The sequence below is a fragment of the Methylotenera sp. genome, from assembly GCF_030684185.1.
In the GTDB taxonomy this organism is placed as follows: domain Bacteria; phylum Pseudomonadota; class Gammaproteobacteria; order Burkholderiales; family Methylophilaceae; genus Methylotenera.
In genome coordinates, this window is sequence record NZ_JAUXOY010000024.1 from 1 (window position 1) to 12,691 (window position 12,691).

Below are 12,691 nucleotides of genomic sequence, written 5' to 3' on the forward strand. Positions count from 1 at the left end.
ATTCATCATGCCACCATCATTCAGTGTGAAGGAGGCAGCTACCGAAGAAAATCATCTATGCAAAAACAGTAGTAAAAATCTCAGCGTCAACTAGACAAGATAATTGTCGCTGAACTGGACAAGATAGTTGACGCGCTACAAGTATATTCGTGATTGGTGTAAGCACTACAATAACTAGGTAATTGATTACTAATGCAGAAGTAACCGGCATTCATGCTACCTGAGCCTGTATAAACCCATTCTCTTAATATGGTATTGAGAGATGTGGCATCACAGCGACCTGCTCCATTTGCAATTGCGTTTATTAAAGACTTCATTTGAGGCGTTTCACTGGATACAGGGCATATATTCAAAAAATTAATACGCTCCCGGATGGTGTCGCCGAAATCATCAAAATTAATACTATAGTAGCGACTTAATGCTGGATTGCATTCACTTGGTGGGGATCCCGTAGAAAGACACAAAACGGCCTCGCAAGACAACTTTAAATCGCCAGTAAATTCATCTGCAATTGAAACTTTGCTTATCATCAATAATGACGAGATAATTAATGCTGTTTTTATTATTGAAATATTAATGTCATTGGTGATTTTCATGTGAGTACTCGATTCTGTTTAGTCATGATTTTACGTTGAGCCAGGCGTTCCAAATAAATTGGTAGCCAAACTTGCGGGTTATCGCCCGTTTCAAGACGGATCTCATCTAGAATCTCTACGTTATCTAATGAAGTGCTGAGTACATCTAACATTTCATTGAGGCCGCCAAGGTCTAGCGTGACAACCGTGGATTTGTGGCCTTGTTTGACAAGGAATTGGCGGCTAGCCTCGCCGAGCGTGCGTATGGTTTGAAATTCCATCTCAGTAACCTTGAAACCGTCGACGTAATCATCATGATCCGCTTTAGGATTTGGCAAGAATATCTGTGTCGCACTTTGCTCTACCATCGCGGCGACATGAGGTGTCTTAAGGATTTGTGCAGGGCTTTGCGTATCGAATATACCAAAACCATTTTGCTTACGAATGGTGTATTGTTTATTCACCGCAAAATCAGCAAATACCGGCAACTCTAATCGCTTCCAGAATTCAGCCATGACATAGATAAAACGACGACCATCAATTAGGCTTTCTGTGAGGTGCAGCAAATACATTGTCACTGGCGCCAAAATATCTTTGTTCTCCAGAAAATCTGTATCATCAAAACCAAATAGGCGGCCTGTATTGAGATCTATCTTGTCATCAGGATTATCTAGTACCCAGCCATAACTGCCGCCCCGGCACCATTTTTGCAGATAATCATGCACACTATTCTTTTCGGTATTATCCAATTGCTGGCACACTGCATACAAACCTCTATTAGGACGTGTAAAAGTCATCATGACGCGCACCGCACGCTCCAAGTCGTGCTCTTCTGAAGCATCTAATGCGCGAGGAACTAAACTCTTGATCAGTTGCACTAGAAATCGAATATTATGTTCAGTGTTCTCTAATTGACATGGATTAAAACCAGTAGGAACCCCTTTCTTCAGTACGCGATAATTTCCACCAAGTGCTCGCAGAGCAACTTCAGCCCCACGGTCTTTATCAAAAAATACAATGGTTGGCAAATACTTCAAGGCCATGAGTAATAGGAATAATTCAAGTACAGTTTTTCCAGAGCCAGTCATGCCTATGATAGTAGTATTGCCAGGTGCTTTTTTGTCAGTGGAATCATCATCTTCAGGTGTACCGTGAAAGTTAAAGTAAAAAGGCGCACCATTGGGCGTTTTAAGAATAGTGACGGCTTCGCCCCACGGATTGTTATTGCGTTTGCCTGTACCAAAACCGTGCATTGCTGCCAGACCTGCGAAGTTACGCGAAGTGAGATTAGCTTCTCTAGGACGAAAACGCCAGTTAGCCGGATGCTGCGCAAACCATGCAGCATCAGCTACTAAATCAATCAATGCTGTTTGATAGCCATCATTGCTCAACGCTGATCGCGCTTGCGCCATATTGCGGGTAGCGTCATCGACAGTGTCACCAAATATCGCTAACGAGTAATGATATTCACCCAGTACAAAATCGCCATTAATAAGCTGATCCAGCGCAACATTTAACGCATTGATCTGAGAACCTGCAGCATCTTCAGTAGAAATCAACTGGTTGCGTTGACGTTCTAGTTTTTCTTTTGCGGTAGGTTTGTCCAGGACAGAAAAACTTTGTGTCTCTATGTACTCGTAAGGCGTATATAACAAGCTGTTCAGGCATCCAGCATCCGTGTTTTCAGGGTAATCTTTGATATCCAGCAGTGCAACAAATCGCGTTCTGTTTGGTGCGCGAATCTCCAACTTCTCACCAATAAAAAACAAACGTGAGGTTTGCAGTACATCACGAATGCGATGATTGCTGACGGGTACTTTCTCCCAGACACCATTGAGTAAATAGCCGTAAAACGCTAACTGCTGAGAGTAGGTAATGTTGTTTTCCTGAAATTCCGTGAGCACTTCTAAATCGTACTTTTTAAGGGTAGCCTGAATCTGTGAGCCCAACTCTGAGATCTTGCGTAGCGCTTGTTTTTCGGCTTCCTTTATCGAACGAAGCGATTTCTCAGTAATATCAACAACGCGGCCCAGTAAGCTTTTCTTAACCATGCCATAAGGACGATAAACCAGTGTGAGATAAGTTTCATTGCCCATCATGTTGTAGCCTGAGAATGTTTCGTAATAACGTTTTGCCAATTCGTCAGCAAATGCTTCAGGGTATTTATTGTTGAATTTATCGGTGAATTGACGACGAATGCGATGTGACCATAAGGCGATTTCACCTAAACCACGAATAAGTTGATTGACCGCTTCATGTGCGGCATTCAAATCAATCGCATCCGTTGTTTCAAAAGCGATACCATCCACACGCCAGGTAATGAGATAAGATCCATCAACGGTACGTACTACGCAGTCACTAATCTGGCTGCTATACGGTAAATCTTGCGCAGCTACGATTTCATTATTGGCTATTTTTTGGTATCTAGAGGAATTTGCTTTTCTCAATTCTTGTTTTTTAAATTCACCACTCTGTTGCATCATAAACACCTCGAAAACACGATTAATAAAAGATTAAATAAAAGACTAAAAGACTAGTGGCAAAAAAATCATCTTTATAATCAATAAAATCAATATGTTACAAAACAGACCCGCGACCTATTCCTACCTATTTTTACAATTCATTTACATACCGCGACCTATTCCTACCTATTTTTGCTATTAGCCGCGACCTATTCCTACCTATCAAAATCTGACTTATCCACAATTTTGAGTATTTTTTAAGCAGTTTTTTTAATGCCGCGACCTATTCCTCCCTAACAATGGCTTTAAAAAACATCATCTTTTGCCTAAAATTTCATGGTGCGACCTATTCCTCCCTAATGCCGCGACCTATTCCTACCTATTTTTGCCAATTGCCGCGACCTATTCCTCCCTATTTTCTGCTCTCTAAAAGGCCTGTGGATAACTCGTTTTCTGCGTAACTCTTTCTCTTATTTGCTACTTTTACTTCACTAATAAAATTAGCTGTAGGCGATAAAATAAATACAACATCAGCGATTTTTCCATGATCACTAAACATATTTTTTACGCCAAAAGAGTAAATGACACCTGCTGATTTAATTTCGTCAAAAGAGCAATGTATCGCTTCAATAGCGTCGCGTTCTCGACCGTAGTTATTCAGCATCTGACTGTCTCGTTTAATCGTGCTGTACCGTATCTCGAACGGTTTTAACTTGCTGGCAAAGACGTATTTGTCAATCAGCAGTCTGTGTATCCATCGTGCCAATTGAGTTTTATAGTCCATGAGAATTTTCAGGTCATATTGGCGATAATTCTCCAGCTTGATGGCCTCTGCAACCATAGGGTGAAACCTTGCCGACCAATTGGCCGGAGCTTCGGTTTCATCCTGTATATAGTCCAACCCAACTAGATCATTTAGATAGCTGCTGACGATATAAACCTTGCCTCGGCCATTCACTGCTTTTTTGGAAACAATAATTTTGCTGCGAGACATAACTTCAAGGCTTTGAATAACCTCAATTTTTGATCGAGTATGACCAAATCTTTTAAGCATTTCACAAAGTTCATAAATAGTGAAACGCACAATAAGACTGGTATCTTCGGAGCCGTATTTTTCGATAAATATCTTGCGTAATGCTTCCTCGACCAGTTCTTCGTTTGCACTCGGGTAATAATCTATTACCTCAATTCCCTTTGTAGTTTTATTGGGTTTCTGGCGGTTTTTGGTAGAGGCAGGTTGTATCTCAATTGAGTACGTTTCGTTGCGATATTGGAAGTCCATGTAATATGGCCTTAATACGCTTCGTTCATCACGTAACTTGTTCATCATTAATCTTGATATGGAATAACGAGGCATTACATCCCAAAGCCCTATCAGATTGGAATAGTTTTGCTGGTCTGCAGCATTACTAACATAAAATTGCTTGAATAAATCCAGCTGCTGTTGCCGCAATTTCGGTTTATCCTGTTTTTTTATATTATTAGGAGAAGTCGTTTGATTAGGCATTTTGCTTATTGCTTCCTTTTCTTATAAGCAATCGGCGCATAACTCTTAGCACCCCAGAAGTGCGTATTACGATGTCTAATACTCATACGCAACCTTAATAGATGCTGTGTCAGGCGTTGATCATCCGTTTTTGAGATGAGTTTCATGGTAAAAAATATAGGCAGGATCATGGCAAATGAAATAATGCCTGCAGGTGTATATAGCCATAAGCCCCAGAAGCCTCCGATAACTAACGGAAAGCTGGCCACCATCAACGGCATGAGAGGCACACCCCACATCATGGTGGGGCGTGTACAGCCCTTAAATATCAGATCGCTCATATGCACCCATTCGCAGCCTGATTAGGCCATTATCAAACCGGCAATAATGGCCGCAGAACCGATTAGAATGCCGCCTATCACGATGTTAGCAACATCCTGAAGGCGTGCTTGCTGAAATAAAAATTTGTAACCTGCGATCATCAAGGCAATCGTGCAAACGATTACACCAATACCTTTGAGCCACATAGCCACGGTAGCAAGCATCGTGGCACCTGGGGTTAAGCCACCTGCATAGACATTAGCCATAAATAGAAAGCTACTTACAGTGAAGCTAATCGTAATTACGTTATTAAGTAACGTGCGCTGATCTTGTTTAGATTTGATACTTGTCATTGTTTATTTCCTTTGTCTTTAATTAAAAGAGGTTGCGTGAGGAATGCTTTCTCCCCCCCCCCCCACGCATCCGTCCATCAGCTACATCAACTTCATGTAGAATTACAACTAGCGACATAACTTGGCTATCCTATGGCTCACGTTCGTTATGCCGTTAGGTAGCACAAAAGGCTTTGTCTCCCTTTGTGCTACCGCCCTCATCAGCAAGTCCTATCGTTCACGCTCTTGATGATGTTTGCCACGTACTGCGTAAAATAAAGGCTGTGGCCACACCTTTAAGTCATACCTTCATCGCATTACTACTTCTGCAAATTGTTCATTAATAGCCGCGTTGATGATGTCTTTTTTCAATTGATGCTCATCCAGATAAGGCACTGGATATTGGTAGACACTATTAGCCCCTGCAGTACGTTTTTCCAGCCATGCACGGTAAGGCCTGTCTAGAAATATCTCAAAGGTTTTAACCGCTTTTGTATCGCTGTCCAGCGACGAAAAGTCTTTGACACCTAGTAGGTTTTTAACCTTATTCTCAAAATCAGTTTGATCAACCGGGAATACCCAGAATGCGCCCTGGCACCATTGATAAAATAACGGTTCATTCATCAAGTTATGGATAATCTGACTTGGCATCGTTGAAGCACTTAGTTGAGCGCCGGCATCTGCCATTGATTGTGTGTTTTTAAGTTGTGCCATTATTTGAGTAACTCCTGGTTAAATTGAGGTTTACCGTGATCGTCGCTATAGCTTTGATCGCATTTTGGATAGCCAGAACAACCCCATAATTTATAGGGCTTACCAGCTTTGGTGGTGCCTTGGCGAAATATCAAAGGTTTCTTGCACCTACCGCATAAATATTTACTTGGCTCTGCTGCAGGAGGTTTTTCTGCGGGTTTGCCATCTTTATCGATCATAATTTTTTCGCAGCCTGGATAAGCTGAACAACTCCAAAAGAAGCCATACTTGCCTGTACGTCTTATCAGACCAGCTCCACATTTAGGGCAGTGATGTTCATAGCTTTGTGCAGCATTGAGATTGCCTATATCTCGAAGGAGCTTACTGTAAGTGTTGCTTAACACCTCTTTGTATGTTTTTTTGCCCGTAGCGATAAGGTCAAGGTCTTTTTCTAATAAGTTAGTGAAATCCAGATTCACAAATTCGAAATGACCAACTAAGGCATCAATCAGTAAATTACCAATATCCGTCGGCAATAGATATTTACCACTTAACGCTACATAGCCGCGCCTATCAACAATAGTTTCAATGATGCTGGCATAGGTTGATGGTCGGCCAATACCTTCAGACTCCATTTTTTTAACGAGCGAGGCTTTGGTATAGCGTGAAGGTGCTTGTGTTTTCTTGTTCTGTAATTCAGAGGAGCTGACACTTAACTGAGTCCCCTCTGACAGCAATGGCAAAGGATTATCAGCTTCAGTGACTTCATCCTCACTCGTTTGATCACCAGCAGTTAACCGTAACCAGCCTTGATTGATCAGCGTTCTGCCTTTAGCTCCAAAGCGTAGTGGCTTACCATTGATTTTTATATCGGCAGTAAGTATGGCTGTTTTAACCGCATAAACAGCGTCATTAAGCTGACTGGCAATTGCACGCAGACGAATGAGTTTGTAAAGTGCAATCTCGTTCTGATTATCGCCAGCCTCTTCTATTTCCCAATGTGTTGGGCAAATAGCAGGATGGCCGGCTTGTGCACCTTCTGGTGCTGGGAAAGTGCGTGGTGTTGCGACTACCTCATAATTCAGATCAGTAGCTACTTTACAAATGTCAGGGAATGCATCACTGGATATATTGGGATTGTCAGTGCGGTGATAACTTATGTGTCCGGCTGCAAATAGCTTTTGTGCCAAATCCATTGCAATTTTAGGGTCATAGCCCAAAGTCACGCTGGCCGCTTGTTGTAAGGTACTGGTGGTAAATGGTGCCGGTGGACTACGTTTAGATTGCGTTTCTGCGTAAGCGTTTACTGTGACGGTTTTCACCTCGCACACAGCATCTGCAATGGTTTTGTCCATTAAATATGGAGCATCATCATTGGTAAAGTCTGGCTTAGTGAGCCATTGAGCAAACCAATTACCTTTATTGCCAATGAAGTTAAGTTTTACACCATAATGCAGCGTTTGGCGGAATGCAGCAATTTGCCTTTCGCGCTCGACTACTATACGCACAGCCGGACTTTGTACACGACCAGCAGAGAGTTTCTGACCTGTTGCTTGACTCAGTTTTGGGCTAACCATATAACCTGTTAACCTATCTAAGCCACGTCGCGCCTCTTGCGCTTCAACAAGCTGCATGTCAATTCGTCTTGGTGCACGCATGGCAGCTTTAACGGCTTTATCTGTTATTTCGTTAAAGGTGATCCGAGTAGGATTTTTAAGCTTCAGGCACTCTTGCAAATGCCAGCTAATACTCTCCCCTTCTCTGTCTGGATCGGTTGCCAGAAAAACTTCATCTGCTTGTTGAGCTAGCACTTTAAGTTTAATGACTGTATCTTTAGAGCCTTGAGAAATAATGTATTTCAAATCAAATTCAGGGGCAGCGATACCAATATCATCTTCAGGCAAATCACGCACATGCCCAAAACTTGCGGCAATAACATAATCATTACCTAGGATCGCTTTCAGCTTTTTGATCTTGTTAGGAGATTCTATGATAATAAGTTTACTCATAAAAAATTACCTCGGCTTCTTTCCAGGCAGACCCGTGACTAATAAATGCAAAGCAATCACTTTGCGCATATCTGGCTTCAAACACTCCTGATGATTTTAGTTTTGTGACCACATACTGAATACCATCACGCTCTAATATTTGTTTGTTTTTAATTGGATTCAGTAATATTTGTTGATTACTCATCATTACCTTCCTCCAGTGCTTTGCGGCGTTTGATAAAATACTCATGCGCCTCTTCCCAAGCCAATTGATCTATTTGTTCTTTAGTGAGCTTTGGCTTGGATCCGTTTAGGTAGTAATCCATCCCTTCTCTAGGAGGTTTACTGGATGGAGGGTAGAAAGAAAAGAATGGGGCCTCATCACATTCAAGTATCGCTGCCAGTGCCCAGCGTCCTAATTTGGACATAAATCCAAGTGCATGACCAGAATCGCTATATTTGCAAAGCTCTAGTCCTGAAAAGCGGATGGCATCAAAGGCTTCTTTCGGGCTGTGTTTTGCCAGTGTGACAATTTCGTCAAACCAGATTTCACCCATGCCGTAATGTTCTTCATATTGCCCGACGCGGTTAGGTATAAACCAGTTAATGAGATTGCCTTTTTTGTTACGTTTAGTGAATGAGAGATCGTCTCTTGAGCGAATCTTGCGCGGGGCCGAAAGCATTAGCTGCTTGTTTAAGCCGAATTTAGCTGTAAGTTCAGCGTCGAATTTTTTGAGGGATGCTATCCGATCACGCTCTCTTTGTTCGCCCGCGATGATTGCTTTAAGCTGGGTGTTTGAGTTTGCTTTCTGGATGAGACTGCGTTCCAGCTCGATAAAGTAGCGACGTGCAGCTTTGCCTTGCTCGTTGTTTTCTACCATCGCCAGTTCTTTGGCCATGTCTAGGGTGAGGTGATATTCGGTGCGAGGCTTACCAGGAGTGCCACCAGACCTATTCCCCAAAATTGGGGAATAGTCTTCTCTCTCAATAAAACCGTATTGATGGATGCGGTCTTTGATCCAAGTTGAGAAGTCTTTGCGAATTTGCAAAAAGGTATGCAAGTCGCGCGCGTTACAAAGTTGTACAGAATCGTTTTGAAGAATGCCGGTGAATACCGGAATGAGTGGGTTACCCGTCATGATGTACTCGCTTTCGTTCAGTTGGTTTAACCGAACACCCGAGTCCAATCGGGTGGACGGTACTGGACGGGTTGGACTACCGGGAAAGCGCACCGGCGAGCCTTGCGGCTCCCCGCCCAGCCCGCCCATAAAGGGCAACACTAGACGTAAAAAAGCCACATTGCTTGGTGCGTTGCGGCTAATCGCCGCTTTACTCAGGAGTCCAATCCCGATCACGTCTGATGACGCGATGAGTGGACTATACGCTTGAGTGGTTTGGGTTGTCAACATTTAAAATACCACCGCACTATTTTTAGTTGATGCTGCTTTAGCTTCCATCGCTAATGAAAAACCATTCGAACTTGCCTTGGTATTACTTACCTGTAAAGAGTCGCTTACAGCGCGATGCTGTGCTTGGTTTAGATAGACGATCAGCTTGGCAATCACTTTGTTGGCATACTCAGTGCCAGCTTTTGAATTGAGTTGACCAGTGTAATAACATGACAATGCTTTATTAGTGGCGTTTTGCTGATAACCGCGCGCGATAGCACGATCCAGACATTCTCTTAATATTTGGCCACCTGCATTCAGGTTGGTACAAGGATCGAATACGTTATTCAAATCAAGATTAAATCGATTAAAGTTAATTCGATTAACTTGTGCTGCACCTACTGAATAGTTATAACCAGTTCTTTCGAGGAATTGAGCTGTCACTTGAGCTTCATATAAGCTTTTAGGCTGACGCTGAAGACGTCCATTCACCACACCAATCGCGTAAGGATTGTGACTTGATTCCACGCTAACAACACTCATCATTAAATGGTGATTTACCATCGGTGCACATTGTTGAATAGTGACTGCATCTAGCATAGTCGTGCCCTATTCCCTACCCTGTGCTTCGGTAAGCAAATTGAGTTTTATCGTGTCAGCTAGGACTTCAATTTTTTCGCCAGTGTCTTCTAATTTAATCCAGATAAAACCTGTTTCTGTAGGGCGTTCATGTAGCATCACGACACACGCTTGATTGCTCTGGTAGTGCGCTAGAAGTAGCGGGTTTTTTATCTTGTTTGGATCCGATAGTTTTGCGCTTGGCGGTTCCTCATTGTCAGGATTATGAAATGGAATACGTTTAACGGTCACAGGTGTGTCAGGCTTAACACCTTCATCTTGACTGCTATCATTAGAATCAGCATCATTAAATTCATTAATGTTGTCAGTATTGTGTTGGGTGTTTTCAGTACTTTCTGGAGGTTCTGATATTGTCAGATCTGCAGTAATTTCAGGTAAATTATCTTTGCTGTCCACTAAAGATTTACGAGCTTGAATAATGAGTGAATTGGTAATTTCATCATTGCTGTTAATTATAGATTCAGCAACAGCAGGATTTTCAGCATAAAGCTTATTAAGCTGATAAATTAGTCGTGCACCATTAACCTTACCGCTGTTATAAGCATTTTCTACAACTGACGGCATTTCAGTTAAAGCTAAGTGAACGGTGATGTAGCTACTATTTTCTGACAGTTGCTCGGCGATATAGCTTTTGCTATCACCTGCAGCAATACGTTTTTGGATAAATAAAGCGATATCCATTGGAGGTATCTCTTCGTTTGTTATGTTGTCCAAAACTTGAGCGTAATCGTCAAAGCGGACTTCATCCTCCTGAATGATGCAAGGAATTGTGCTTAGCCCAGCTTTTAATGAGCCACGATAACGTCTGGCACCATTAATTATTTTATATATGCCATTGACTTCCGGGCGAACATGAATAGGATTTCTAACCTGATTTTTCTTAATATCAGCTACAAAGTTGTCCCAGTTGATATCATTAAAATCTTTGCGAGGCTGATTCTCATCTTCAATTATTTTATTAAGAGAAATAGCCAGTACAACATTGAGTTGATTTTCAGGCGTTAAAGCAGGATTTAAATTAAACGCATCCACATTATCAAATGCGCCCAGATCAAAAGTTTTTTTCTTGGTGTTTGCTGTATTCAATGTCATATCCCCTTTGAGTTGAATCCGGCTTAGTTATCCGTACCTGTTTTTATAGGGTCAGGTTGGTTATTTAAGCTTTGCTCTTCAAGGCTTTGCTCTTCTAAGCCCATGCGCTCAAATATAAGATCAAATATCTTACGTAAACCTGCCCAGGTAGTGCGGGCCATGGTGTTTGATTTAGTAATGTCACCGATAGATACGCCTTGTTTTTGGCATTCTGAGATTGCAGATCTGAGAGGAATTAAGGCAACAACACCCTCGTTATTGGTGAAGAAATGCTGACCAATGCGCTCATTCAGCTCTGTGAATGCGTTACGTTGTTGAGCTGTGCTTTGCACCATATTAGGAACAAAACCTAGAAACTGTAGGTCTTGATTAAACAGAGATTTAATATTTAACACCCCACGCTGGCCGTAGAGTGTATTACTCATACCTTCTATAGATTCCTGCGCCAATTCAATCGGGCTTAGTACCGCATCTGCTAACGTTAGTGCTATAGTGACTCTGATATCTAGTGATGGAGGGCCATCTATAATGCAGAGATCAAAATGCTCATCCATGGTAGCTAAAAAGCTAGCAAAGTTTTGATGAGCGATCGATGATTTTTCTGTTTGAATGTTATCTACTTCAACCTTTACTCTTGCCTGTTCTACAAGTACGTTGTTTAGATGACCATCTGCAGCCAGGATGTTGAAGCCACTGCCATCTGGAACAATGGCAACATTTTGCATTAAGACTTCGGTAACAGTTTTAGAAAGTGGCGTGACTTTACCGCTACGGTTTAAACAGTTGGTTGCATTGGCTTGATCATCCAAGTCAACGACAAGGACTTTGTAGCCTTGTGATCTTGCATATAAAGCCAATTGACAGGTGATGGTGGATTTACCTACACCACCTTTATTAACGCCTATATAAAGGGTTTTCATATGATTTACTCCGTTGGGGTATTTGTGGAATCTGTAAGAACATCTGATATTGGATCGTTAGAATCCATGCAATCAGTAAACAGATCAGGGCGAAGTGTTTCAAAATGTCTAATCCATGCTTTTGGCATGCCTTTAGTCTTCCAATCAGATACAGAAGATGGAGCTAAACCACAATGAATAGCCGTATTTTTAGTACCGCCGAATTCCTTGATGATAATTTTTGCTATGAATTTTCGATCTCTCATAAGTAATATAATACGGCATTCCGTATTTACATGTCAACGGCAAACCGTATTTATATTTAGTATCATTTTGTTATGGGCTTAAATATAAGATTGCGTGAAGCATTAGATCGCAGAAATTTAAAATCAGTTGACCTCGCAAGAGCAACTGGTATTGGTACGGGCACAATTGGCGACTGGATATCAGGCAAATCAAAAACCATGGTTGTTGAGAATGCCGTTAAAGTTTGCGAGGTTTTAGATGTAACTCAAGATTGGTTATTTTTTGGCAAAGGTTCTATGGACGATGTAAAAAATGACACATATAAAAGAAAATTAGCTAACCAGCTTTTGGCTGACCTGCCTGAATTCGCAATAGATGAAGCAATTAAGAGAATTACTGATGTTAAGGAATTCGTCGAAACCGTTAAGAAAAACACGTCCTCAAGTCAATAACGTAGTTAAACTTTGCATTCAACTTAAGTTAGACTTTTAAGCAACAGAATAAAATACCCATACAGATTAAGCAATGTAGAGTGTAATAACGACCAAACATAACTCCCTGCTACAGGTA

General features: G+C 41.7%; 13 protein-coding genes. 1 reads left to right on the forward strand and 12 read right to left on the reverse strand.

The genetic code is table 11. From position 1 onward, the window contains the following. Window positions 1–86: 86 nt before the first annotated feature. From Q8J82_RS09350 to Q8J82_RS09405, 12 genes are all read right to left on the reverse strand, one after another. On the reverse strand, window positions 87–596 hold the full coding sequence (locus Q8J82_RS09350) for a TrbM/KikA/MpfK family conjugal transfer protein (RefSeq protein ID WP_304909034.1): 510 nt from the start codon (window positions 594–596) through the stop codon (window positions 87–89). After that, window positions 593–3,058 (reverse strand): VirB4 family type IV secretion/conjugal transfer ATPase, encoded by a 2,466-nt coding sequence (locus Q8J82_RS09355; RefSeq protein ID WP_304909033.1) that lies wholly within the window; start codon window positions 3,056–3,058, stop codon window positions 593–595. The genes Q8J82_RS09350 and Q8J82_RS09355 overlap by 4 nt, the downstream gene beginning before the upstream one ends. 391 nt (window positions 3,059–3,449) lie before the next feature. Then, complete coding sequence (locus Q8J82_RS09360; RefSeq protein WP_304909032.1) at window positions 3,450–4,544, reverse strand: hypothetical protein; 1,095 nt, start codon at window positions 4,542–4,544, stop codon at window positions 3,450–3,452. Between the two features lie 5 nt (window positions 4,545–4,549). After that, a complete protein-coding gene (locus Q8J82_RS09365; RefSeq protein WP_304909031.1) occupies window positions 4,550–4,864 on the reverse strand; it encodes a type IV secretion system protein VirB3 in 315 nt (104 codons plus the stop codon). 21 nt (window positions 4,865–4,885) lie between these two features. After that, the gene (locus Q8J82_RS09370; protein ID WP_304909030.1) at window positions 4,886–5,197 is read right to left on the reverse strand and encodes a TrbC/VirB2 family protein; all 312 of its coding nucleotides are present in this window, start codon (window positions 5,195–5,197) and stop codon (window positions 4,886–4,888) included. A gap of 288 nt (window positions 5,198–5,485) precedes the next feature. After that, window positions 5,486–5,890, reverse strand: a complete 405-nt coding sequence (locus Q8J82_RS09375; protein WP_304909029.1) for a hypothetical protein — start codon at window positions 5,888–5,890, stop codon at window positions 5,486–5,488. Continuing rightward, window positions 5,890–7,878 (reverse strand): type I DNA topoisomerase, encoded by a 1,989-nt coding sequence (gene topA / locus Q8J82_RS09380; protein ID WP_304909028.1) that lies wholly within the window; start codon window positions 7,876–7,878, stop codon window positions 5,890–5,892. The genes Q8J82_RS09375 and topA overlap by 1 nt, the downstream gene beginning before the upstream one ends. Continuing rightward, complete coding sequence (locus tag Q8J82_RS09385; RefSeq protein ID WP_304909027.1) at window positions 7,871–8,065, reverse strand: hypothetical protein; 195 nt, start codon at window positions 8,063–8,065, stop codon at window positions 7,871–7,873. Before Q8J82_RS09385 ends, topA begins: the two co-directional genes overlap by 8 nt. Further along, window positions 8,055–9,266, reverse strand: a complete 1,212-nt coding sequence (locus tag Q8J82_RS09390; RefSeq protein WP_304909026.1) for an antA/AntB antirepressor family protein — start codon at window positions 9,264–9,266, stop codon at window positions 8,055–8,057. The genes Q8J82_RS09385 and Q8J82_RS09390 overlap by 11 nt, the downstream gene beginning before the upstream one ends. After that, window positions 9,267–9,845 carry a lytic transglycosylase domain-containing protein gene (locus Q8J82_RS09395; RefSeq protein WP_304909025.1) on the reverse strand — a complete coding sequence of 193 codons (579 nt, stop codon included), beginning with the start codon at window positions 9,843–9,845 and terminating at the stop codon, window positions 9,267–9,269. It abuts the gene before it with no gap. A 9-nt stretch (window positions 9,846–9,854) separates the two neighbouring features. Further along, window positions 9,855–10,970, reverse strand: a complete 1,116-nt coding sequence (locus Q8J82_RS09400) for a ParB/RepB/Spo0J family partition protein (protein ID WP_304909024.1) — start codon at window positions 10,968–10,970, stop codon at window positions 9,855–9,857. 29 nt (window positions 10,971–10,999) lie between these two features. Then, window positions 11,000–11,896 carry a ParA family protein gene (locus tag Q8J82_RS09405; protein WP_304909023.1) on the reverse strand — a complete coding sequence of 299 codons (897 nt, stop codon included), beginning with the start codon at window positions 11,894–11,896 and terminating at the stop codon, window positions 11,000–11,002. 335 nt (window positions 11,897–12,231) lie between these two features. Here Q8J82_RS09405 and Q8J82_RS09410 point away from each other — a divergent pair, with 335 nt between their 5' ends. Then, window positions 12,232–12,573, forward strand: coding sequence for a helix-turn-helix transcriptional regulator (locus Q8J82_RS09410; protein WP_304909022.1), 342 nt, complete (start codon window positions 12,232–12,234; stop codon window positions 12,571–12,573). The last annotated feature ends 118 nt before the right edge of the window (window positions 12,574–12,691 follow it).